This window comes from Rhodanobacter sp. G2-10, from assembly GCF_055809185.1.
The window spans coordinates 1462120-1485208 of the sequence record NZ_CM147900.1; the positions used below are offsets into that span (position 1 = coordinate 1462120).

The 23089-nt window shown below is 64.5% G+C and carries 19 protein-coding genes and 1 tRNA gene; 18 read left to right on the top strand and 2 right to left on the bottom strand.

Going from position 1 to position 23089, the window contains the following annotated elements:
- Positions 1–56: 56 nt before the first annotated feature.
- The 12 genes from AC0L58_RS06685 (at position 57) to hisIE (ending at position 9415) form a co-directional block, all read left to right on the top strand.
- Complete coding sequence (locus AC0L58_RS06685) at positions 57–491, top strand: MerC domain-containing protein (RefSeq protein ID WP_473688620.1); 435 nt, start codon at positions 57–59, stop codon at positions 489–491.
- An 88-nt stretch (positions 492–579) separates the two neighbouring features.
- Complete coding sequence (locus tag AC0L58_RS06690) at positions 580–1542, top strand: cation diffusion facilitator family transporter (protein WP_473687891.1); 963 nt, start codon at positions 580–582, stop codon at positions 1540–1542.
- Between the two features lie 64 nt (positions 1543–1606).
- The gene (locus tag AC0L58_RS06695) at positions 1607–1765 is read left to right on the top strand and encodes a 30S ribosomal protein THX (RefSeq protein WP_473687893.1); all 159 of its coding nucleotides are present in this window, start codon (positions 1607–1609) and stop codon (positions 1763–1765) included.
- 210 nt (positions 1766–1975) lie between these two features.
- Positions 1976–2311, top strand: coding sequence for a YerC/YecD family TrpR-related protein (locus AC0L58_RS06700; RefSeq protein ID WP_473687895.1), 336 nt, complete (start codon positions 1976–1978; stop codon positions 2309–2311).
- Complete coding sequence (gene hisG, locus AC0L58_RS06705) at positions 2308–3201, top strand: ATP phosphoribosyltransferase (RefSeq protein WP_473687897.1); 894 nt, start codon at positions 2308–2310, stop codon at positions 3199–3201. Before AC0L58_RS06700 ends, hisG begins: the two co-directional genes overlap by 4 nt.
- A 13-nt stretch (positions 3202–3214) precedes the next feature.
- Complete coding sequence (gene hisD / locus AC0L58_RS06710; protein WP_473687899.1) at positions 3215–4522, top strand: histidinol dehydrogenase; 1308 nt, start codon at positions 3215–3217, stop codon at positions 4520–4522.
- On the top strand, positions 4519–5580 hold the full coding sequence (gene hisC / locus AC0L58_RS06715; RefSeq protein ID WP_473687901.1) for a histidinol-phosphate transaminase: 1062 nt from the start codon (positions 4519–4521) through the stop codon (positions 5578–5580). Before hisD ends, hisC begins: the two co-directional genes overlap by 4 nt.
- Positions 5577–6641, top strand: a complete 1065-nt coding sequence (hisB, locus tag AC0L58_RS06720; RefSeq protein WP_473687903.1) for a bifunctional histidinol-phosphatase/imidazoleglycerol-phosphate dehydratase HisB — start codon at positions 5577–5579, stop codon at positions 6639–6641. Before hisC ends, hisB begins: the two co-directional genes overlap by 4 nt.
- Entirely contained in the window at positions 6641–7231 is a 591-nt protein-coding gene (gene hisH, locus AC0L58_RS06725) for an imidazole glycerol phosphate synthase subunit HisH (protein WP_473687905.1), read from the top strand. The genes hisB and hisH overlap by 1 nt, the downstream gene beginning before the upstream one ends.
- Positions 7228–7956: a 1-(5-phosphoribosyl)-5-[(5-phosphoribosylamino)methylideneamino]imidazole-4-carboxamide isomerase gene (gene hisA, locus AC0L58_RS06730; RefSeq protein ID WP_473687907.1), complete on the top strand. Its 729-nt coding sequence runs from the start codon at positions 7228–7230 to the stop codon at positions 7954–7956. The genes hisH and hisA overlap by 4 nt, the downstream gene beginning before the upstream one ends.
- Complete coding sequence (gene hisF, locus AC0L58_RS06735; protein ID WP_473687909.1) at positions 7950–8723, top strand: imidazole glycerol phosphate synthase subunit HisF; 774 nt, start codon at positions 7950–7952, stop codon at positions 8721–8723. Before hisA ends, hisF begins: the two co-directional genes overlap by 7 nt.
- A 59-nt stretch (positions 8724–8782) precedes the next feature.
- Positions 8783–9415 (top strand): bifunctional phosphoribosyl-AMP cyclohydrolase/phosphoribosyl-ATP diphosphatase HisIE, encoded by a 633-nt coding sequence (gene hisIE, locus AC0L58_RS06740; protein ID WP_473687911.1) that lies wholly within the window; start codon positions 8783–8785, stop codon positions 9413–9415.
- A 150-nt stretch (positions 9416–9565) separates the two neighbouring features.
- Here hisIE and AC0L58_RS06745 read toward each other — a convergent pair.
- Both AC0L58_RS06745 and rnd read right to left on the bottom strand, forming a co-directional pair.
- Positions 9566–9642: transfer RNA gene (locus AC0L58_RS06745), tRNA-Pro, on the bottom strand.
- 63 nt (positions 9643–9705) lie between these two features.
- Positions 9706–10818, bottom strand: a complete 1113-nt coding sequence (rnd, locus tag AC0L58_RS06750; RefSeq protein ID WP_473687913.1) for a ribonuclease D — start codon at positions 10816–10818, stop codon at positions 9706–9708.
- Between the two features lie 99 nt (positions 10819–10917).
- On the opposite strand from rnd, the gene AC0L58_RS06755 reads away from it, so the two are divergent.
- From AC0L58_RS06755 to AC0L58_RS06780, 6 genes are all read left to right on the top strand, one after another.
- Complete coding sequence (locus tag AC0L58_RS06755) at positions 10918–12855, top strand: SUMF1/EgtB/PvdO family nonheme iron enzyme (protein ID WP_473687916.1); 1938 nt, start codon at positions 10918–10920, stop codon at positions 12853–12855.
- 304 nt (positions 12856–13159) lie between these two features.
- Positions 13160–14284, top strand: coding sequence for a protein adenylyltransferase Fic (gene fic / locus AC0L58_RS06760; protein ID WP_473687918.1), 1125 nt, complete (start codon positions 13160–13162; stop codon positions 14282–14284).
- Positions 14285–14287: 3 nt separating this feature from the next.
- Positions 14288–16402 carry a class I SAM-dependent DNA methyltransferase gene (locus AC0L58_RS06765; RefSeq protein ID WP_473687920.1) on the top strand — a complete coding sequence of 705 codons (2115 nt, stop codon included), beginning with the start codon at positions 14288–14290 and terminating at the stop codon, positions 16400–16402.
- Complete coding sequence (locus tag AC0L58_RS06770) at positions 16399–17631, top strand: restriction endonuclease subunit S (protein ID WP_473687922.1); 1233 nt, start codon at positions 16399–16401, stop codon at positions 17629–17631. Before AC0L58_RS06765 ends, AC0L58_RS06770 begins: the two co-directional genes overlap by 4 nt.
- Positions 17628–19547, top strand: coding sequence for an ATP-dependent nuclease (locus tag AC0L58_RS06775; RefSeq protein ID WP_473687924.1), 1920 nt, complete (start codon positions 17628–17630; stop codon positions 19545–19547). Before AC0L58_RS06770 ends, AC0L58_RS06775 begins: the two co-directional genes overlap by 4 nt.
- A complete protein-coding gene (locus tag AC0L58_RS06780; protein ID WP_473687926.1) occupies positions 19544–22960 on the top strand; it encodes a type I restriction endonuclease subunit R in 3417 nt (1138 codons plus the stop codon). Before AC0L58_RS06775 ends, AC0L58_RS06780 begins: the two co-directional genes overlap by 4 nt.
- Positions 22961–23089 lie beyond the last annotated feature (129 nt).

Consider the following 23089-nt stretch of genomic DNA (forward strand, 5'->3'; position numbering starts at 1 on the left):
GTAACATGTCAGGCCAGAACATGAGGATCGCCGCTGCGGCGACGCCAGGCGCAGAGATGGACTCCGGGCAGTCAGACAAATCACATTGGTGGCAAGTGGCGGATCGCATCGGTGCAGCCGCCTCGTTCCTGTGTGCGATCCACTGTGCCTTGTTGCCCTTCGTGCTGGCGGTTCTGCCACTGGTGGGACTTGAGTTCCTGGCTGACCATCGCTTCGAGCGTGGTTTCGTGATGTTCGCTTGCGCGTTGGCCATGGTCGCGCTGGTTCGCGGCTTTCGTCGCCACCAGCAGCCATTGCCCTTGCTGCTGGCCACGCCCGGACTGGCCTTGCTGCTGATTGGCGTCACGTTCGCCGAGAGCTATTCCATCGTCCTGCACAGCGTGCTGGTGACTTGCGGCGGCTTGTTGCTGGCTGCTGCCCATTTCGTCAACCTGCGTCGGGATCGTCAGCTGGCCGCTGATCACGTGCATGGTCCGCAGTGTGCTCATTGAGCAAGGCTCACGCGGCGGACCGTTGGTACTGGCGCTGGTGCCGTCGTGGTGATTGTGTAACGACCGTGCCGGTTTCTAGCATGTGTGCATGAGCCACGAGCACGCCCACCATCAGCATGAGCACGACCACGACCACGACCACGAACACGGACCTGTTCGCGCGGACTCCGCCGCCCGTCGACGCAAGCTGGTGGTGGCGTTCGTACTGACCGTGCTGATGATGGTCGCCGAGGCCATCGGCGGCATCTGGTCCGGCTCACTGGCCTTGCTGGCCGACGCCGGCCACATGATGATCGACGCGCTGGCCCTGCTGCTCGCCGTGGTCGGCGCGGCCATGGCGGCCAGGCCGGCGGATGCACGGCGCAGCTACGGCTACGGGCGGATGGAAGTGCTGGTCGGCTTCGTCAACGCCTTGAGCCAGTTCGTGCTGGTTGGCTGGATCATCTACGAGGCGGTCACACGGTTGCTGCATCCCGGGCCGATCCTGTCCGGCGTGATGCTGGTGGTGGCTGTCGCGGGTCTGCTGGTCAACGCGCTGGTGCTGCGCACGCTGCATGGCCACGCGCATGACGACGTCAACATGGCTGGTGCCAGCCTGCATGTGCTGGGCGACCTGCTGGGCTCGCTGGCGGCGGTGCTCGCCGCGCTGGCGATCCGCTGGTTCGGGTGGCTGTGGGCGGATCCGGTGCTGTCGCTGTTGGTGTCGCTGTTGATCCTCGGCAATGCCTGGCGACTGCTGCGGCGCTCTGCGCACATCTTGCTGGAGGGCGTGCCGGAAGGCGTGGATGGTGCCGTGGTTGAACAGTCGCTGCGCGGAGCCGACCCGGCCATCCTCAGCATCCATCACGTGCACGTGTGGCAACTGGCGTCGGGTTCGCGCATGGCGACGCTGCATGCCGAACTGGACGAACAGGCCCACGCCGCGAGGGCGCTGCAGGCCATCCGGCGGATGTTGCGGGAGCGCTTCGGGGTCGAGCACGTCACCGTGCAGATCGACCCGGGCGCGTGTCCCGATGAGACGCCAGGCTGCTCCGGGCACGGGCCGGCCTGACTATGGCGTTTTCGCCAGCACTGCTATGATGCAAGGCCGTTCATCAGACAAATCAGGTATTTCCATGGGCAAGGGCGATCGCAAGACCCGTCGCGGCAAGATCAACCGCAGCAGTTACGGCAATTCGCGTGCGCATACTGCAGCCCCGGCTGTGGTGGGCGCGAAGCCGACGGTGACCAAGCCGGCGACGAAGAAGGCTGCGACGAAGAAGAAGTCGGCCTGAGCTGACTCGCGCTTCCACGCATCCAGAAAACCCCCGCTTCGGCGGGGGTTTTCTTTTGGGCGGCTGCCAGCCAGACGCGCAGCCTGTGGATCAATGCGCGATGCATTTTCCAGCACGTCGGGGATGGACGGTTTTGTGCGCAGATAACTATTGCTGCCATGCCGCATGTCGTGTAAGCTGCGCAACCTTGTATTAATGCATTAGTACATTATGAAGCGTCGATCACTCGATCCCGAGACACCTGCCGAGTCCGCCGAGCTGAGCCTCTACCAGGCACTGCTGTCGTTGAAGAACACCGACGAGATGGCGGCGTTCCTGCGCGACCTGTGTACCCCGGCCGAACTGGAGGTGCTGGTCGACCGCTGGCGGGTGGTGCCTTACCTGCTCGAAGGCATGCCGTATCGGCAGATTCACGAACGCACCGCGGTCAGCATCACCACCGTGGGGCGGGTCGCGCGCTACCTCAACCAGGGCAGCGGCGGCTATCTCGCCGCGGCGGCGCGGGCGGCGCGGCGACAGGCACAGACAGCAAGGAAGAAAGCATGAAACCACGCGACCGCTTGCGTATCGCGATGCAGAAATCCGGCCGGCTCACCGAGCCGGCGCTGGATCTGCTGAGCCGTTGCGGGCTCACCTTCCGGCAAAGCCGCGACAAGCTGTTCTGTTTTGGTGAGGGCGAGCCGGTCGACCTGCTGCTGGTGCGCGACGACGATATCCCGGGCCTGATCGCGCAGGGCGTGTGTGACCTCGGCATTGTCGGGCGCAATGTACTGGGCGAGTTCCAGCTCACGGCCGGACGTGACAGCGAGCCGCTCGACGAATTGCGGCCGCTGGGCTTCGGTCGCTGCCGGTTGTCGATCGCGGTGCCGCAGGAGATGGATTACAGCGAACCGAAGGATCTGGCTGGCCGGCATATCGCCACGTCGTATCCGGGCCTGCTCGGACAATGGCTGCGTGAGCGCCACATCGATGCCGGCGTGGTGACGCTGGCCGGCTCGGTCGAGATCGCCCCCAAGCTGGGCACCGCCGACGCGATCTGCGACCTGGTGCAAAGCGGAGGCACGCTGGTCGCCAACCAGCTGCGCGAGACCGACGTGCTGCTGGAGAGCGAAGCGGTGCTGGCCGGCCCGTTGACGTTGCCGGTGGACGAGCGGGGCGACATGCTGGAACTGCTGCTGAAACGGCTGGACGGCGTGATCCAGGTGCGCGAGTCGCGACTGCTGCTGTTGCAGACCTCCCGGCAAACGCTGGAGGCGGTGACCCGGTTGTTGCCGGGCGGCCCGCAGCCGACCCTGCTGCCGGTGGCCGGGCAGCCGGATCAACTGATGTTGCAGGCGCTGTGCGCCGGCGAGGTGAGCTGGCGGCAGCTGGAAGAGATCAAGAAAGCCGGTGCACGCGAGATGTTCGTGTTGCCGGTGGAGAAAATGCTGGCATGAAGAGCAGACTCGCATGAAGCGTCTGGATTGGAATACGGTGGATGAGGCGGCACGTCGCGAGGCGCTGGCCCGGCCCGCGCAATTGCGCGCTGACGACCTGCGGCAGGGCGTGGCGCAGATCATCGCCAACGTGCGCGAAGGTGGAGACGCGGCGCTGCGCGAGCTCAGCGCGAAATACGATCGCTGCACGCTGGATGCCATCGCGGTGGACGAGGCCGAGTTCGCCGCGGCCGAGGCAGCGCTCGATCCCGCGCTGAAGGCCGCGATCCGCGAAGCGTCTTCACGCATCGAACTGTTCCATCGCGCGGCCGTCATGCAGCCCGTCGCGGTGGAGACCGCGCCCGGCGTGCGGGTGGAACGCATGTCGCGGCCGATCAGCCGGGTCGGGCTGTATGTGCCGGCCGGCAGCGCGCCATTGCCGTCAACCGCATTGATGCTTGGTATTCCGGCACGGATTGCTGGTTGCCGCGAGGTGGTGCTGTGCTCGCCCGCGCGTGCCGATGGCCGCTGCGACGAGGCCGTGCTGTATGCTGCGCGGCTCACGGGGGTGCACAAGGTGTTCAAGCTTGGCGGCGCGCAGGCGATCGCCGCGATGGCTTATGGCACCGACAGCGTGCCGAAGTGCGACAAGCTGTTCGGCCCGGGCAATGCCTGGGTCACCGAAGCCAAGCTGCAAGTCTCGTCCGACCCGGAAGGCGCCGCGATCGACATGCCGGCCGGCCCCTCCGAAGTGCTGGTGATCGCCGATGCCGAGGCCAATCCGGTGTTCGTTGCCGCCGATCTGCTGTCGCAGGCTGAGCATGGGCCGGATTCGCAGGTGATCCTGCTCAGTCCCTCCCGCGAACTGCTGGAGCAGGTGGCAGGTGAGGTCGAGCAGCAGTGTGCCGCGCTGCCGCGCAACGCGATCGCCATGCGCGCACTGGTGCAGAGCCGCCTGATCGCGGTGGAGTCGCTGGCGCAGGCGGTCGAGGTGAGCAATCGCTACGCGCCCGAGCACCTGATCCTGCAGGTCGCCGCACCGCGCGACCTGCTGGGTGGTATCGACAGCGCAGGCTCGATTTTCCTCGGTCAGTGGACGCCGGAGTCGGTGGGCGATTACTGCAGCGGCAGCAATCACGTGTTGCCAACCTACGGTTATGCGCGCAGTTACAGCGGTGTCTCGGTGGCCAGCTTCCAGAAGCAGATCAGCGTGCAGGAAGTTTCCGCCGACGGCCTGCGCCACATCGGCCCGTGCACGGCGACGCTGGCGGCGGCCGAACAACTGGAGGCCCATCGGCGTGCGGTGACCTTGCGCCTTGCCGTGCTGGAGACGATGCCATGAGCGTGCTCGACCTGGCGCGGCCGGAGATCCGCGCGATGCAGCCGTATTCCTCGGCGCGCATGGAAGCCCGTGGCGGCGAGGTTTTCCTCAACGCCAACGAATCGGCGTGGGCGCCGCTGGGCGATGACGGTCTGGGTTGCAATCGCTACCCGGAACCGCAACCCGCCGAGCTGGTCGCGACCTTGGCCGGGCTGTACGGCGTGCGCCACGAGCAACTGCTGCTCGGCCGCGGCAGTGACGAGGCCATCGACCTGCTGGTTCGCGCGTTCTGCCGCGCCGGCGAGGATGCGATCCTGATCCAGCCGCCGACCTTCGGCATGTACAGCGTCTGCGCCCGCGTCCAGCACGCCGCGGTGATCGAGGTGCCGCTGGCCGATGATTTCACGCTGGACGTGGACGCGGTGCTCGCCGCCATGACGCCGGCGGTCAAACTGGTTTTCGTGTGCACACCGAACAACCCCAGCGGCCAATGCGTGCCGCGCGAAGATCTCGAGCGCCTGTTGCAGGCGATCGATGGCCGCGCCTTGCTGGTGGTGGACGAGGCCTACATCGAATTCGCCTACGAGCGCAGCGTGGCGGATCTGATCGACCGCTACGAATATCTGGCCGTGCTGCGCACCTTGTCCAAGGCGTGGGCTCTCGCCGGCGCCCGCATCGGCAGTTTGCTGGCCAACCCCGAAGTGATTGCGTTGCTGCGCCGGATCATGCCGCCTTATCCGATCCCGCTGCCGTGCGTGGCGGCGGCGATGGCCGCATTCTCGGACGAAGGGCAGACGCAGGCGCGCGAGCACGTGGCGACGATCCGCAACGAACACGAGCGCGTGCGCGGCAGCCTGGCCAAGCTCGCGTGCGTGCGCGCGGTGTTGCCGTCGCAGGCGAATTTTCTCGCCGTGCGTTTCGCCAATGCCGGCGAAGCGTATCAACGGCTGCTTGCTGCCGGCGTCGTGGTGCGTGACATCCGGCGCTACCCGAAGCTGGGCGATGCCCTGCGCATCACCATCGGCACGCCGGCCGAGAACGACCGGATGCTCGCCGCCCTGCAGGAATCCACTCCATGAGCCGCAAGATACTTTTCGTCGATCGCGATGGTTGCCTGATCGAGGAGCCGGCCGACCAGCAGATCGATCGTTTCGACAAGCTCGCCTTGCTCCCCGGCGTGATCGCCGCCTTGCAGCGTTTCGTGGCAGCTGGCTACGAACTGGTGATGGTGACCAACCAGGATGGCCTGGGCACCGACAGCTTTCCCGAGGCGGATTTCACCGGCCCGCATCAGCTGCTGCTCGACATTCTCGCCTCGCAAGGCATCCGCTTTGGCGAGGTGCTGGTCGACCGCAGTTTTCCGCACGAAGGCCTGGACACGCGCAAGCCCGGCATCGGCCTGGTGCGGCACTACCTGGCCGATGATGGCTGGAGCCGCGCCGCCTCGGCGATGGTGGGCGACCGCGACACTGATCTGCAGTTCGCCGCCAACCTGGGTGTGCGTGGCTGCCGCGTGGGGCCGCAAGGCGCAAGCTGGGACATGCTGGCGCACGAATTGCTCGATGCGCCGCGTACCGCCAGCGTGATTCGCAACACCAGGGAAACGCGCATCACGGTCCACCTTGATCTCGACCGCGTAGCCGAGCCCAGGGCGCATACCGGACTGGGCTTCTTCGACCACATGCTGGAACAGATCGGCAAGCACGGCGGTTTCGCGCTGGACCTCAAGTGCGAGGGCGATACCCATATCGACGAGCACCACACCATCGAGGATTGCGCGCTGGCTCTGGGTCAGGCGTTGAAACAGGCGCTGGGCGACAAACGTGGCATCGGTCGCTACGGCTTCACCTTGCCGATGGATGAAGCGCAGGCCAGTGCCGCACTGGATCTGTCCGGTCGCCCGTACTTCGTGTTCGAGGGCAGCTTCCCGCGCGAACGCGTGGGTGAAGTGCCGACCGAACTGGTGCCGCACTTCTTCCGCTCGCTGTGCGAATCCCTGGGCGCCAACCTGCACCTGTCCGTGCAGGGCGACAACGCCCATCACATGGTCGAAGCCTGCTTCAAGGTCGTCGCCCGTACCCTGCGCCAGGCGATCCGCCGCGAGGGCAGCGAGTTGCCCAGCACCAAGGGCACCCTGTAATGAGCGTCGTGCTGGTCGATGCCGGTGGCACCAATATCGGTTCCGTGCGCTTTGCCTTGCAGCGGCTTGGCGTGGACGCGGCATTGACCGCGGACGCGGCAACCATTCGCGCGGCCGACAAGGTGATCCTGCCGGGCGTCGGTGCAGCCGGGCCGGGCATGGCGCGACTGCAGGAATTGTCCCTGGTCGAGTTGTTGCGCTCGTTGCGGCAACCCGTGCTGGGGGTTTGCCTCGGCATGCAACTGCTGTGCGCGCATTCGGAGGAGGGGGATACCGAGTGCCTGGGCCTGATTCCCGCACCGGTGCGCCGTTTCGCCGAGACTCCCGGCCTGCGCGTGCCGCATATGGGCTGGAACCATCTCGGCGTCCAGCATGCGCATCCGCTGCTGGCGGGGTTGGGTGACGAAGAGCAGGCCTACTTCGTGCACAGCTACGCGGTGCCGGTGGGTGAATGGACGCTCGCCAGCAGTGATCATGGCCAGCCATTTTCCGCCGTGATCGGCCGCGACAACTACTACGGCATGCAATTCCATCCCGAACGCTCGGCTGCGGTCGGTGCCAAGCTCCTGCGGAATTTTCTCGACCTATGACCTTTGCAGTGATTCCCGCGATCGACCTTCGTGGCGGCCAGGTGGTGCGCCTGAAACAGGGCGACTACGGGCAGCAGACGACCTATGCGGCCGACCCGCGTGAACTGGCCGCTCGCTACGCCGCAGCCGGCGCGCGCTGGCTGCATCTGGTCGATCTGGACGGTGCGCGCTCGGGCAGTCTCGACAACCTCGCGGTGATCGAGGCGATCGCTGCCGACGGCATGGCGATCCAGGCCGGTGGCGGCGTGCGCGAAGAGGCTGATCTGCAGCGCCTGTTCGACGCCGGCGTGCAACGCGTGGTGCTGGGCAGCGTGGCCATCCGCGATCCCCAACAGGTTGCCGACTGGTTGACGAAGTACGGCGCCGAACGTCTGACCGTGGCGCTCGATACGCGCCGCATCGACGGGCGCTGGGCGCTGCCCAGTGCGGGCTGGACCGAAGTCGAAGTGCGCACGCTTGACGAATTGGCGCCGTGGTACGCCGAGCACGGCGCGCGTCATCTGCTGTGTACCGACATTGATCGCGACGGCATGCTCGCGGGGTTCAATCTCGATTTGTACCGGCACCTTGCGGCCAGCGTGCCGGCACTGGCCGTGCAGGCGTCCGGCGGCGTGCGTTCGCTCGACGACATCCGGGCGGCGGGCGAAGCCGGCGCGCAGGGCGTGATCCTGGGACGCGCCCTGCTGGAGGGGCGCTTCAGCGTCGAGGCGGCGTTGGCATGCTGAGTCGCCGCCTCATTCCCTGCCTCGATGTGCGCGACGGCCAGGTGGTCAAGGGCGTGCGCTTCCGCGACCACGTGGTCATGGGCGAAATCGTCGACTTGGCCCTGCGCTACCGTGACGAAGGCGCCGATGAGCTGGTGTTCTACGACATCACCGCCAGCCCCGAAGGACGCAGCGTGGATCGCGCCTGGGTGGAGCAGGTCGCCCGCGTGATCGACATCCCGTTCTGCGTCGCCGGCGGCATCCGTTCGGTCGACGAGGCACGCGCCGTACTGCATGCCGGTGCCGACAAGATCTCGGTGAACTCGCCCGCCCTGGAGCGCCCCGCGTTGATCGACGAACTCGCCGCGGCCTTCGGCGTGCAATGCGTGGTGGTCGGCATCGACTCGTTGCGCGACGAGGACGGCCACTGGCGCGTGCGTCAGTACACCGGCAACCCCGACAAGACCCGGGCGCTGGCCCGGCAGACCATCGACTGGATCGTCGAGGTGCAGCAACGCGGTGCAGGTGAGATCGTGCTCAACTGCATGGGCAGTGATGGCGTGCGTAGTGGCTACGATCTCGAACAGCTTGCCGCCGCGCGCGCGATCTGCCAGGTACCGTTGATCGCCTCCGGCGGCGCCGGCGCCATCGAGCATTTTCGCGAGGTATTCCTCGATGCCGACGTTGACGGCGCACTGGCCGCCAGCGTATTCCACTCCGGTGCCATCGCCATTCCCGCGCTCAAGCAATACCTGCGGGAGCAGGGCGTTGCCGTGCGCCTGACCTGACCACGCACGCATCGAAGCTACCAGGTCACCGCCCCGGCGCCATGCATGAGGACAACCACATGAGTCAACCAAACACCGACCTCAGCCGCCTGGACTGGTCCAAAGGCAACGGCCTGCTTCCTGCCATCGTGCAGCACTGGCTCACCGGCGAAGTGCTGATGCTGGGCTACATGAGCGTCGAGGCCCTGGCGCAAACCCAGGCCAGCGGCCAGGTCACCTTCTACAGCCGCAGCAAGCAGCGCCTGTGGACCAAGGGCGAAAGTTCGGGCCATGTGCTGGCGCTGAAGTCGATCCGCCTCGACTGCGACGCCGACACCCTGCTGATCCAGGCCGATCCTCACGGCCCCACCTGCCACACCGGCACCTCAAGCTGCTTCGGCGAAAGCGCCGAAGTACATCCGCCACTGGGCTTTCTCGCCGAACTCGACGCGCTGGTCGCCAAACGCCACGCCGAGCGTCCCGAAGGGAGCTACACCACCAAGTTGTTCGACGGCGGCATCCGCCGCATCGCGCAGAAAGTGGGCGAGGAGGGTGTGGAGACGGCGCTGGCCGCGGTGGTGCAGGAAGATGGCGAGTTGCTGGGTGAGGCAGCGGATCTGGTGTTCCATCTCACCGTGGCATTGCGGGCAAGAAACCTATCGTTGGTGGATGTGGCGAGGGTGCTGGATGAGCGGCATCGCCAGAAACGCTGATTGAGGCACGCCTGATCGCATATCCCTGCGCAGGGACCATGCCTTCTTGCCGCGGGCAGTCCCATTGCTGCCGTGCGGGCTCCCCTTCGGGCCTGCCCATTTTCGCGCCAACAAAAAAAGCCGCTCGAAAGCGGCCTTGATCGTTGTTCTTGGTCGGGGAGACAGGATTCGAACCTGCGACTTCTACGTCCCGAACGTAGCGCTCTACCAGGCTGAGCTACACCCCGTGGGAAGCCGCGTATCTTAGTAGCCAGAGGGAAACTTGGCAACAGGCAGTTGGCCCGGCGAGGTCACCCGGGGAGCAGGCTGGCGAGCCGGTCGTGGAGCACCTCGCGGCGCCAGCCCTCGAGAAATTCCGGCCACTCGGCGGTCACGACGTATTCCTCCAGGACCTTGCGCGGGCACAGCAGGCCGGCGGGAAGATCCAGTTCCGTGGCAAGGCTGTCGATCAGCTGTTTCATGGCGCCAAGTGCCTGCTTGGCGTGACCCTGGGGGTGACCGGGGATGCTGGCGGTGGCGTCGATTTCGGCGGCGTCGACGGCCGGGGCAACCAGCTCGAACAATTCGCGGCGCTGCGCCGAGCGCAAGGCGCGCTGGCCACGCGCGCGTTGCTCCAGGTCGGCCAGGGTGCCGGGGGGTTGTTGCGCGAGATTGAGCGCCAGGGTGTCGTCGAGCAGCCATGGGCGTGGCACATCGAGCTGGCGTGCGCTGCGGTCGCGCCACAACAGCAGGCGGCGCAGCAGGGCTTGCGTGGCCGGGGCCCAGTCGGCGGCGGCACGCAGGGTACGCTGCGGCTGCGAGTCTCCTTCGCGATGCGTGCGCTGTTTCAGGCGTTCGCAGTCTTCGGCGTGCCAGTCGCTGCGTCCGCGTTTTTGCAGACGCTCGTTGAGCTGCTCATGGATGGTTTTCAGGTACACCACGTCGAGGGCGGCGTAACTGCACTGGGAAGCGGTCAGCGGCCGGCGCATCCAGTCCGAGCGGGTCTCGCCCTTGTCCAGCTCGACGCCGGTCAGCTCGGCCACCAGGGCGCGATAGCTGATGCCCAGGCCCATGCCGACAAAGGCCGCGGCGATCTGGGTGTCGAACAGGACATGCGGGCCGTCCGGCAGCAGCGGCGCGAGGGTCTCCAGGTCCTCGCTGGCGCTGTGCATCACGGTGACTGCCGGGCCGCAACCGAGCAACGGCTGCAGTGCCTCGCCGATATCGAAAGCCAGCGGGTCGATCAGCGCGTGGCGACCGTTCCAGCCGAGTTGGAGCAGGGCCAGCTGCGGATAGAAGGTATTGCGGCGCATGAATTCGGTGTCCAGGCCGACCGCCGCGTCGGCAGGGAGTGCTGCCAGCCAGGCCTGCAGGCTTTCGGCCTGGTCGATCCATTCGGCTGCAGCGGTTTCGGGCAACGACATCGGGAGTCCTTCAAGGTGGCCGGCACGGATTGCCCTGCCGGCAGTTTGTGCCTATGGTGAGCCAAGCACGATAACAGGCCGCACCAAGGACGCCCATCCATGCCAAGCAACGCAAGCCTGCGCCGTCAGCGCTTTCTCGGTGGGGCGCTGGGCGTGCTCGTGCTGGGATTCGCACTGACCTACCACTTTTTCCCGCATCTGTTCCACGTTGAACCCGGACAGACGCCGCAACGTTCGATGTCGCTGGGCGGCGTGTTGATGAATGGCGGCCTGCCGCCGCAACGGGTGGCGGCGGCCAACGAAATCAATGCCGGGCCGCCGTTGACCCTGGCGCCGACGGCGGTGATCGTGGCGCGCAACCGCAAGAACGCCAACTTGCCCGAACAGAAAACCGACGAGACTCCCGAGGTCAAGGCCTTGCTGGAACGTGCCGTGAAGGCACTGCACGCGGGGCAGCTGGCGGGCGACCCGAACAGCGCGGCCGCCCTGTTCGCGCAGGCACTGAAAGAGAAGCCGGACAGCCGCCGCGCGGTGCAAGGCTTGTTCGACGTGCGCGCGCGGCTGGTTGCCCAGATCGACCAGGACATCGCAGTGGGCGACGTCGACGCCGCGGAAGACCTGCTCAATGCGTTGCGCGCGGTACCGAACGCGGACGAGGAAGTGGCCCAGCTGGAAGCCAACCTGAAAACGCTGGCCACGGTGCGTCCGATGCTGGCCAAGGCGGCGGTATTGCTGCAGCAGGGCAAGGCCGATCAGCCCGCGGGCGGCAGTGCACTGGACTTGTATCGTCAGGTCCAGCAGCTCGATCCGCAAAATGCGGTGGCGGAGCAGGGTATCTTCCAGGTCCAGCGCGCCGTACTGGATCGGGCGCTGGCCGCGGTGGCGCAGAATGATTTTGCCGGGGCCGAGCAGCAACTTGCGCAAGCCCAGGCCATCCGGCCCGGCTCGCAGCAGATGCACGACGTACAGCTGCGCATCGAAAACCTGCGCAAGCAACGCGCCAGCAGCGTGCTGGCACAGGCCCGATTGGCGCTGGATGCCGGCAATCTCGAACTCGCCACCAGACTGACGGCGCAGGCGCGCGCCGTCGACGCCGACCTGCCCGATCTGGCAGACATGGATGAGCGGCTGACCAATGCGCGCCTTTATGCCAACTACAAGCCGGGCCAGGTGTTCACCGATCGCTATGTCGACCTGCCGGGCAAGACGCCAGCGATGGTGGTGATCCCTACCGGCAGCTTCCTGATGGGGGCGGCGCCGAACAACAAGGATGGTACAGACGCCCAGCACCCGCAGCACCAAGTCACGCTGAGCAAGGGTTTCGCCATGGCGCGCACCGAGATCACGGTGGGCGAGTTCCGCGAATTCGTGCGTGCCAGCGGCTATGTTCCCGATTCGATCAAACTCGGTGGCGCCAGCGTCTACGACGAACGCAGCGGCGCGCTGCGTGATGACCCCAAGGCCGACTGGCAGGATGACTATTCCGGCCGCAAGGCGGCAGACAACCTGCCGGTAGTGAACGTTTCCTGGAACGACGCAGTGGCCTATGCGGCATGGCTGAGCGAGCGCACCGGCAAACGCTACCGGCTGCCCAGCGAGGCCGAGTTCGAATACGCGCTGCGCGGCGGCACCACCACGCCCTACTGGTGGGGCGATGGCACGCCCGATCACAAGGTAGGGAACCTGACCGGCTCCGGCGACCGCTCGCGCAGCGGCCGCCACTGGAGCAACGCATTTCGCGGCTACCGCGACGGCTACTGGGGACCGGCACCCGTGATGAGCTTCGCGCCGAACCCGTTCGGCTTGTACGACATCAACGGCAACGTATCCGAATGGGTGGCCGACTGCTGGCACGACAACTACATCCGCGCCCCCGACGACGGCAGCGCCTGGATCAACCCCGGTTGCAGTGCCCACGTGCTGCGCGGCGGCTCATGGGGCAGCTCCCCGGCCCAGGTGATCTCCGCCTTCAGGCAGGGGGCGGCCAGCGACATACGCAGTGGGCGCGTGGGGTTCCGCGTGGTGCGGGAGTTGTAGGCCGGAAAAGCGGATCTGGCTTGTGACGAGGCCCGCTGCGCTTTCGACAGATGACCGTGCGGCGCCAATAGCGCCGGCAATCAAGGTCGAACGCACCATCGAGCCAGCTGCGCTGCTCTGATCGCGAGTCTGAGCGCCGTCATGGTGTTCTCCCGCCCAGGCTGCTTTGCAACCGAACAAGCCAATTCATCGACATTTCGGCCAAACATGTCGATGAATTGTTTGTTTTCGAACGTGTTGTGAGCTAATGTCGACGCCTTCGACATGTCGTCAAGACGTGTCGATGACCCCGGGAACCACCGACATGCCCTTTGATCCCCAGCGACCCTATGATGACCTGCTGGCCCTGCCGCCGGCCGCCGACATCGAGTCCCGGCCCCTGCTCAAGGCCTGCATCGAGGCCCGCGCCGCCTTGGCCGAGCTCAAGAGCGTCGGCGCCGCCATCCCCAACCAGGCCGTCCTCATCAACACCATCCCGTTGCTGGAAGCCCAGGCCAGCAGCGAGATCGAGAACATCGTCACCACCAGCGATGCCTTGTTCCGCTTCGCCCAGGACGAGCAGGCTGCCGACCCGGCCACCAAGGAGGCGCTGAACTACCGCGCCGCCCTGCGCGAGGGATTCGAATCGCTGGCCGAGCGCCCGCTCGGCACCGGCACCGCCGTGCGCGTGTGCAGCCGCTTGAAGAACCGCGACATGGATGTCCGCCGCGTCCCCGGTACCGCACTCAAGAATGCCGCCACCGGCGAAGTCGTCTACACCCCGCCCCAGGGCGAGGCGCTGCTGCGCGGCAAGCTGGCCAACTGGGAGCGTTTCATCCACGACGCCACGGACATCGATCCGCTGATTCGCATGGCCGTCGCGCATTACCAGTTCGAAGCCATCCATCCGTTCCTCGACGGCAACGGCCGCACCGGCCGCGTGCTCAACCTGCTGCTGCTGGTGGAACAGGGCTTGCTGGATCAGCCCGTGCTGTACCTGTCCCGCCACATCCTGCGCCATCGCATCGACTACTACCGCCTGCTGCTTGCCGTCACGCGCGACGGCGCGTGGCAGGACTGGATCGCCTTCATGCTCGATGCGGTCGCCCAGACCGCGCGCTGGACCGGCGACAAGATCCGCGCCATCCAAGCCCTGCACGCGCAGGCCACGGACTTCGTGCGCACGCACGCGCCGAAAATCTACAGCCGCGAGCTGGTCGATGCCTTGTTCGTGCAGCCGTACTGCCGCATCCAGAACCTGGTGGACGGCGACATCGCCAAGCGCCAGACCGCCTCCGTCTACCTCAAGCAGCTGGCCGATCTGGGCATGCTGGTCGAGGTCAAGGTCGGGCGCGAAAAGCTGTTCCTGCATCCCAATTTCGTCCGCCTGCTCACCAGCGACGACCATCCCGTGCTGCCCTACGGCAACACCGCAAGCCGGAAAGACTGATCCATGACCGCCGATCACTTCGCCCACCTCGACCAATTCGGCGCCGACCTGTGGAAGCTGGCCGACCAGCTGCGCGCCAACTCGGGGCTGGCCTCCAACGAATACTTCATGCCCATCCTGGGCTTGCTGTTCCTGCGCCACGCCAGCAACCGCTACTACGCCGCGCGCAAGGCCATCGCCGCCGATCAGGCGGGCGGCAGCATGCCCAAGCGCCCGTTGCGCGATGCCGATTTCACCCAGCGCCGCGCCATGAACCTGCCCAAGGCCGCGCGCTACGACGTGATCCTGGAACAACCCAAGGACGGCAGTCTGGGCCACGCGCTTGTCGCCGCCATGGAAGCGGTGGAAGCGCGCTTCCCGCCGCTCGCCGGCCAGTTGCCGAAGGAATACGAGAAATTCGACGACGACCTGCTCGAATCCATGATGCGCAAGTTCGACACCGAAGCCCTGCGCACGGCGGGCGGCGACGTGTTCGGCCGCATCTACGAATACTTCCTGGCCGAGTTCTCCAAGCAGGGCGCGCACGACAACGGCGAGTTCTTCACCCCGCCCTCCATCGTGCAGACCATCGTCAACGTCATCGAACCCGACCATGGCATCGTCTTCGACCCCGCCTGCGGCTCGGGCGGCATGTTCGTGCAATCCAGCCATTTCATCGAGGCCGAAGGCGCCGACCCCATGGCCCGTGTCACCTTCTACGGCCACGAGAAGAACGAAACCACGGCGAAGCTGGCGCAGATCAACCTGGCCGTGCACGGTCTGCAAGGTTCCATCCGCGCCGGCAACGACGCCATCACCTATTACAAGGATCCGCACGAGCTGGTGGGCAAGTGCGATTTCGTCATGGCCAACCCGCCGTTCAACGTGGATGAGGTGGACGCCGACAAGATCAAGGGCGACCCGCGCCTGCCGTTTGGCCTGCCGGGCGTCAACAAGGGCAAGAAGGTTTCCAACGCCAACTACCTGTGGCTGAGCTACTTCTACAGCTACTTGAACGCCAACGGCCGCGCCGGCGTGGTGATGTCCTCGCAGGCCTCCAGCGCCGGGCGCGACGAAGCCGCCGTGCGGCAACGGCTGGTGGACACCGGCGCCATGGACGTGATGATCGACATCCGCGGCAACTTCTTCTACACCCGCACCGTGCCGTGCCAGCTGTGGTTTTTCGACCGCGCCAAGGAGCGCGACAAAAAGCGCCGTGACGCCATCCTGATGCTCGACGCGCGCGGCATCTACCACAAGGTCACCCGCGCCATCGTCGATTTCAGTCCCGAGCAGCAGCAGAACATCGCCGCCATCGTCTGGCTGTATCGCGGCCAGCGCGAACGCTTTCTCGCCCTGGTGCAACGCTACCTGCAAAGCGCGCTTGATCACGGGCAGGCCGTGCGCGCGCCGCTCGCAGCGTTCCGTGAAGAACTGGACGCGCAGATGCAGCGCATGCAGCCCTTCGCCAAGGCACAGCGCAAGAACAAGCAGGCCGAGAGCTTCAACGCCGCGTGGGACGAACTCACCACCACCCGCGGCACCTTGGTCGCCGATGCGCAAGCACTGACGGATGCAGTCCAGTCCCGCGCCAAGGCGTGGAAACCCGACGCCAAGCCCGACAACGCCAAGCTGCACAAGGCCCGCGAAGCGCTGCACCACGTGGCCACGCGTTGCCGCGACCTCACCAAACAAATCGACCTTGCAGCCAAGCTCGCCGCCCGCGCGGCCGACACGGCGGTGAAGGAACTCGTTGCCAAGGATGCGGAGAACTGGGACAACCCCGCCATCAACAAGGGCAAGAAGGCGCTGGACGCCGCGCGCGTGGACGCCTTGGAGGCCCTGCGCCTGACCCGCTATTTCGTGAAGCAGGCCGACTGGCTGCAGGAGCGCTTCCCGGATGCCGAACTCGTGGACGTGCCCGGCCTGGTCAAGCGCGTCAGCCGCGCGGAAGTCGCCGCGCAAGACGGCAGCCTCACGCCCGGCCGCTACGTCGGCGTGGCGCCGGAAGAGATTGATGAGGATTTCGACTTCGAGGAAACCCTGCGCGCCATCCACATCGACCTGAAGGATTTGAACGAGGAAGCGGCGAAGCTCGCGGCGACGATTGCGAAGAACTTTGAGGAGTTGGCGTTGTGAGTGCGGCGCCGCAAACTCTGGACGACATTTGCGAGTTCATTGTGGACTGCCTGCACAACACTGCTCCGACGCAGGACACGGGGTTTCCTTCGATAAGAACACCCAACGTTGGGCGGGGCCGGCTCATTCTTGAAGGCGTCAATCGCGTATCCGAGGAGACTTACAACGAGTGGACCAGACGGGCTGTTCCGCAAGCAGGTGACTTGATTCTGGCAAGGGAAGCTCCTGCCGGAAATGTCGCGATAATCAAGGATGGGCAAACGGTGTGCCTCGGACAGAGAACAGTTCACCTGCGGCCAGATCGAACGAAGGTTGATCCGGACTTCCTTTGCTACTACCTGCTTGCGCCAATGCAGCAAGGCGCTTTGCTCGCTGGTGAGACGGGGGCGACGGCGACGCACGTCAATATGCGCGACATCAGGCGTTTGCGTATGACGGACCTGCCCTCGCTGGACAGCCAAAAGATCGCTGGAAGCATCCTTTCCGCTTACGACGATCTGATGGAAAACAACCGGCGGCGGATCGCGTTGCTGGAAGATGCGGCGCGGCTGCTCTACCGCGAGTGGTTCGTCCACTTCCGCTTCCCCGGCTACGAACACGCCAAGTTGGTCGACGGCCTGCCCGAAGGGTGGCAACGCGTGCCTGTTGGCGAGCTGGTGGAGATACATCGTGGCAGGAGCTACAGCAGCGAGGAGCTTGTCGAAACGGATGGACAGCCATTCGTCAATCTGAAGTGCATCGACCGCGGCGGCGGGTTTCGCATCTCAGGGCTCAAGTGCTTTCGCGGCGAACATAAAGACCATCACGAAGCATTGCCGGGTGACATCATGATCGCCGTCACTGACATGACGCGAGAAGCGATGATCGTCGCGCAAGCTGCCCGTGTACCCAGGACGGTTGATGAAGTCGCGATTTTCTCGATGGACTTGGTGAAGGCCGTTCCCAAAGAGCTGTACGAGCCGGCGTGGATTTACGGGATGTTTCGGTTCTCGCGGTTCTCGCCGGAAGTCAGGGAGCATGCCACCGGCGCAACGGTTTTGCATCTGAAGCCGAAGCACATTGAAAGCTGGCTTGCGTCGGTACCACCGAAACGGCTGCGCGAATTGTTTGCCGAACAGTTCGCGAACACATTGGATCAAATTGATAATCTGGAACAGCAAAACCAAAAACTTGCCCAAGCCCGCGACTTGCTGCTGCCGCGTCTCATGAATGGAAGGATCGTCGTGTGAAGATCAAGAGCATTCGAATCGAAAACTTTCGCAGTTTTCAGGATCAAACTATTACCGTGAATCCATACTCCTGCTTTGTTGGCCCGAATGGCGCAGGGAAGTCGAATGTACTCGCGGCGTTGAACGTCTTCTTCCAGGATCGCTCGGCAACCACAGACATCACTAAGCTCATCGACGAGGATTACTTCAAAAAAGACACGACGATGCCGATCAGGGTTACGGTGACCTTCGACGGACTGGGCCAGCGGGCCAGTGAAGAGCTGGTCGCCTACGCTCGCCAGGGTGAACTTGTCGTAACGGCGGAAGCAGTTTTTGACAGTGCTGTAGGGTTGGGCACCGTCAAGCACTATGGACAACGGCTTGGCATGGAGAAGTTCCGCGCGTTCTTCGAGGCGGAGAAGGCGAGTGCCAAGGCGGCTGAACTGACTTCGATTTACGACGGCTTGCGGACAGAATTCACGGATCTGCCCAACCCACGATCGAAAGACGAAAAAGCGCAGGCTTTACGGGATTATGAAGCAACGCACGCCGATCAGTGCGTACTCATTCCAAGCACCGACGATTTCTATGGTATCAACAGTACCGGCAAGCTTGCGCGTTTTGTACAGTGGGTTTATGTACCGGCAGTCAAGGATGCGGAAGAAGAAGGGCTTGAGGCAAAAAACACGGCATTTGGAAAGCTGATTGCACGAGCCGTACGTGCGAGAACCAACTTTGATGCGGAGCTGGAAGCTCTCAAGACCGATGCGTTAAAGCGTTATCAGGACCTGCTGGATAGCAACCAGCAGAGTCTGACCGAGATCTCCGAGTCACTGCGACACCGGCTGGAATCGTGGGCGCACTCGAATGTCCGGCTCGGCATGGAATGGCTTGCCGATCCGAACAAGTCGGTCACGGTCCAGCAACCAGTGGTCGGAATAAAGACGGGTGAAGGCGACTTTGTCGGCAGCCTTGCCCGTATGGGCCACGGCTTGCAGCGTTCCTATTTGCTGGCTCTGTTGCAGGAGCTTGCTGACTCCGAGGCGGCAGATGCGCCGACGCTCATCCTTGGCTGCGAAGAGCCGGAGTTGTATCAGCACCCGCCGCAGGCGCGCCATCTTGCAGACGTGTTCAGTGAGCTTGCCACAGGGAATAACCAGATCTTCGTCACCACGCACTCACCACTGTTTGTCAGCGGCGACGGTTTTGAGAACACGCGGATTGTTCAACGGCAGACAGCGCATGCGGGATCCACAGTCACGGCGCTTACGTTCGAACGGCTTTGTGCGCGGATACGGAAGGCGTTGAACCAAGACCAGGGTCGCCCGAGCAACGGACTGATCGCAAAGATCCATCAGGCGCTCCAACCAGGGATTGCGGAGATGTTTTTTGCGCGGGTTCCAGTCCTCGTTGAAGGGCTGGAAGATGTTTCCTACATTACAACGCAGTTGTATCTTTGTGGGCGATGGCCTGAATTCAGGCAGTTGGGGTGCCACTTGATCCCGGCGAATGGCAAGGACAAACTTATTCAACCACTGGCGATCGCTGCGGAACTGGAGCTGCCATTCTTCGTCGTGTTTGACGCTGACGGCAATAAGACGAGTGCGGGTGAGCGCGGCAAGCATGAACGGGATAACCGTGCGCTAATTACACTGATTGATCAGAAGTACGAGCCGTTCCCCGACGTTTCTGTGTTTGGGGCGAATCATGCGATCTGGTCAACAAATCTGGGGGATTCCGTAAAGCAGGATTTACCCAACGATTATGATCAGTTGTTGAACGCAGCCCGAGTAAGATATGGGAACGAAGGCGGATTGGAGAAGAATGATCTTTTTATTGCGGATTGGTTGACGTCCGGTTATCAAGTCGGCCATGTTTCTGCAACGCTTGATCGTCTTTGTCGCTCAATTCTCGATTTTGCGAGGGCGATTGGGTGATTACCGGCATCAACAGCGAGGACCAGCTGGTGCAGGCGACCTTCGCCGAGCATCTGGCCAGGCTCGGCTGGGAGTCCGTCTATGCCTGGAATACCGAAACCTTCGGGCCGGACGGCACGCTGGGCCGCAAGGACGCCACCGAAGCCGTGCTGACGCGCGACCTTCGGGCGGCGCTGGTGCACTTGAATCCCGAACTGCCGGACACCGCCATCGAATCCGCGCTGCGGCAGCTCACCGTCTTCGACGCCAGCCGCTCGCTGGTGCAACACAACCACGAGTTCTACCGCCTGCTGCGCCATGGCGTGCCGGTGACCTGGCGCGACGCCAGTGGCCACCAGAAAAACGGCCGCGCGCGCGTGATCGACTTCGACAACGCGCCTGGCAGCAATCGTTTTCTGGCCGTGCGCGAGCTGAAGCTCACCGGCCTGCGCACGCCGCACTACAACCGCCGCGCCGATCTGGTGTGTTTCGTCAACGGCCTGCCGCTGGTGTTCATCGAGCTGAAGGCCGTCTACAAGAACATCCGCAGCGGCTTCGACAACAACCTGCGCGACTACATGGACGAGCAGGTGATCGGCCATGCCTTCCACCACAACGCCTTCCTGATCGTGTCCAACGGCGACCGTGCGCGCTACGGCTCCATCACCAGCCACTGGGAACACTTCTACGAGTGGAAGCGGCTGGACGAGGACGATGCCGGCCGCGTGGATGCCGAGCGCTTGCTGAATGGCATGCTGGCGCACGACAGGCTGTTGGATCTTGTCGAGAACTTCATCCTGTTCGACGACAGCCGCGCCGGCGCCACGCGCAAGATCGTGGCGCGCAACCATCAGGTGCTGGGCGTGAACCGCGCCGTGGCCTCGGTGGCGCGGCAGCAGGCGATCAAGGCGGAATTGCCCGTCGGCGAACGGCTGCGCCATCGCGTGATCGAACTGCCGCTGGCGCGTAAGGCGCCCAGGAGGCGCAGGCAAGACAAGTACTCCAAGGCGGCGGAAGAAGCGGGAAGCTACATTCCGCAAGGCCCGGTGGACATCATCGAGCGCGCGCATCCCGATCTTGGGCGCCTGGGCGTGTTCTGGCACACGCAGGGCAGCGGCAAGTCGTATTCCATGGTGTTCTTTACCGAGAAGGTGCGGCGCAAGCTGCCCGGCAACTTCACCTTCCTGCTGATGACCGACCGCAACGATCTGGACGATCAGCTCTACCAGACCTTCACGGGTTGCGGCGTCGCCGACAAGACCACGCCGCGCGCGGCCAGCGGCAAGGAGTTGCAAGCGATCCTGGCGCAGAACCACGAGTACGTGTTCAGCCTGATCCACAAGTTCAATCAGGACGTGAAGCCGGGCGAACCCTACAGCGAGCGCGACGACATCATCGTGCTGTCCGACGAGGCGCACCGCACGCAGGCTGGACGGCTCGCGCGCAACATGCGCCTGGCGCTGCCCAACGCGGCCTTCATCGGCTTCACCGGCACGCCGCTGTTCAAGCAGGACGAGCTGACCCGACGCATCTTTGGCGATTACGTGTCGCGCTACGACTTCAAGCGCTCGGAAGCGGACGGCGCCACCGTCAAGCTGGTGTACGAAAACCGCGGCGAAAAGCTAGGCGTGGCCTGCGGCGATTTGAACGCACGCATGGCCGAGAAGATCGAGGAGGCCGAACTCGATCCCGACCAACAGGCGCAACTGGACAAGTTGCTGGGCAAGGACTACGCGGTGATCACCGCCGACGAGCGGCTGGACCGCATCGCTGCCGATTTCGTGGAGCACTGCGCCACGCGCTGGCAATCGGGCAAGGCGCTGTTCGTGTGCGTGGACAAGATCACCTGCGCGCGCATGTACCAGCGGATTGCGCCGCGCTGGCAGGCGAAGGCCAAGGCCATCCGCGCCGAGGCCGAGACGCGCAAGCGGCAGGCGCAGGCTGCGACCGATGCCGGCGCCGCCGCGCAACTCGATGCGCAGGCCGATCGCTTGCGCGAACAGGCCGCGTGGATGGAGTCCACGCTGATCGAGATTGTCATCAGCGAGGCGCAAAACGAGGTGGCCGACTTCAAGCGTTGGGACTTCGACATCGTGCCGCACCGCGCACGGATGAAGCAGGGCTTCGAGACGGCGGACGGCGAGCGCCTCGATCTGGAGCTGGCCTTCAAGAAACCCGATCACCCGTTCCGCATCGCGATCGTCTGCGCGATGTGGCTGACCGGCTTCGACGTGGAGTGCCTCTCCACGTTGTACCTCGACAAGCCGATGAAGGCGCACACGCTGATGCAGGCCATCGCCCGCGCCAACCGCGTGTATCCCGGCAAGGACTTCGGCCTGATCGTTGATTACAACGGCATGCTGAAAAGCCTGCGCGAGGCGCTGGCGCAGTACGCGCTGGGTGATGACGGTGACAGCGACGATGACATCGTGGTGCCGATCGAAGAGCGCGTACAGGCGCTGGTCGAGGCGCTGGAAGCCACCGAAGCGCACTTGCGCAGCCTCGGCTTCGATCCTGCGCAATTCGCCGGCGCGACCGGTTTTGTGCGGACGGGATTGTTCGGTGATGCCGTGGAAGCCGTCTACACCTCGGACACCGCCAAACGCCGCTTCGAGGTGCTGGCACGGCAGGTGTTCACCCGCTTCAAGGCACTGCTGACCGAACCCACCGCGCTGCAGTATGCCGAGCGCCACGACAACATCGAGGCGATCTACAAGAAGCTCATCGAACGCCGCGACACTGCCGACGTGACGGCGCTGCTGAAGGAACTGCATCGCATCGTCAACGCCGCCATCCGCACCGAAACCCCAGGTGGCGATCAGGCTGCCGGACGGACCTACGACCTGTCCAGAATCAACATGGAAAGGCTGCGCGACGAGTTCGCCAAAAAGGTGAAGCACAAGGCCACGGTGCTCAAGGACATCCGCGACATCGTGGAGGCGAAGCTTGCGCAGATGCTGGGCAAGAACGCGACGCGCATGGACTACCAGCAGCGCTACGAAGACATCGTGGCCGACTACAACAACGACAAGAACCGCATCACCATCGAGGAAACCTTCCGCCGCCTGATGGAGTTGGCCGACAGCCTGGACGAAGAGCAGAACCGCCACCTGCGCGAAGGACTGAGTGAAGAGGAGCTGGCGCTGTTCGACCTGATCCGGCGCGACGACCTGAGCAAGAAGGACCGCGAGCGCGTGAAGCAGGCCAGCCGCGACCTGCTCGCGGCGATCCGGCAGCGCCTTGGACAACTCGACCATTTCTGGGAGAAAGAGCAGACCAAGGCGGATGTCGAGACCTTCATCCTCGACAAGGTCTACACCGAGTTGCCGACGCCACCCTTCACTGAAGCCGACAAGCAAGCGGCAGCCGATCACATCTATCAGCACGTCTGGCAGCAGGCGCTGCGTGGTAACGCGGCCCGAGCAGCTGCATAAGTCGGGTGACTTGCCGGCCGTAGCCCGTGTGGCGCTATCCTGCGGGAGCGCAGCGGGTGGCGTATGCCATGCAGTGGAGGCCGCGATTGCGTGCGGCATGACCTGGCCCGGATGCTGCACGCCGCCCCA

What these genes read in the sequence shown, in the direction of transcription:
- AC0L58_RS06685 (WP_473688620.1), top strand. Translation starts at nt 57, where the DNA reads ATGGACTCCGGGCAGTCAGACAAATCACATTGGTGGCAAGTGGCGGAT.
- AC0L58_RS06690 (WP_473687891.1), top strand. Translation starts at nt 580, where the DNA reads ATGAGCCACGAGCACGCCCACCATCAGCATGAGCACGACCACGACCAC.
- AC0L58_RS06695 (WP_473687893.1), top strand. Translation starts at nt 1,607, where the DNA reads ATGGGCAAGGGCGATCGCAAGACCCGTCGCGGCAAGATCAACCGCAGC.
- AC0L58_RS06700 (WP_473687895.1), top strand. Translation starts at nt 1,976, where the DNA reads ATGAAGCGTCGATCACTCGATCCCGAGACACCTGCCGAGTCCGCCGAG.
- hisG (WP_473687897.1), top strand. Translation starts at nt 2,308, where the DNA reads ATGAAACCACGCGACCGCTTGCGTATCGCGATGCAGAAATCCGGCCGG.
- hisD (WP_473687899.1), top strand. Translation starts at nt 3,215, where the DNA reads ATGAAGCGTCTGGATTGGAATACGGTGGATGAGGCGGCACGTCGCGAG.
- hisC (WP_473687901.1), top strand. Translation starts at nt 4,519, where the DNA reads ATGAGCGTGCTCGACCTGGCGCGGCCGGAGATCCGCGCGATGCAGCCG.
- hisB (WP_473687903.1), top strand. Translation starts at nt 5,577, where the DNA reads ATGAGCCGCAAGATACTTTTCGTCGATCGCGATGGTTGCCTGATCGAG.
- hisH (WP_473687905.1), top strand. Translation starts at nt 6,641, where the DNA reads ATGAGCGTCGTGCTGGTCGATGCCGGTGGCACCAATATCGGTTCCGTG.
- hisA (WP_473687907.1), top strand. Translation starts at nt 7,228, where the DNA reads ATGACCTTTGCAGTGATTCCCGCGATCGACCTTCGTGGCGGCCAGGTG.
- hisF (WP_473687909.1), top strand. Translation starts at nt 7,950, where the DNA reads ATGCTGAGTCGCCGCCTCATTCCCTGCCTCGATGTGCGCGACGGCCAG.
- hisIE (WP_473687911.1), top strand. Translation starts at nt 8,783, where the DNA reads ATGAGTCAACCAAACACCGACCTCAGCCGCCTGGACTGGTCCAAAGGC.
- rnd (WP_473687913.1), bottom strand. Translation starts at nt 10,818, where the DNA reads ATGTCGTTGCCCGAAACCGCTGCAGCCGAATGGATCGACCAGGCCGAA.
- AC0L58_RS06755 (WP_473687916.1), top strand. Translation starts at nt 10,918, where the DNA reads ATGCCAAGCAACGCAAGCCTGCGCCGTCAGCGCTTTCTCGGTGGGGCG.
- fic (WP_473687918.1), top strand. Translation starts at nt 13,160, where the DNA reads ATGCCCTTTGATCCCCAGCGACCCTATGATGACCTGCTGGCCCTGCCG.
- AC0L58_RS06765 (WP_473687920.1), top strand. Translation starts at nt 14,288, where the DNA reads ATGACCGCCGATCACTTCGCCCACCTCGACCAATTCGGCGCCGACCTG.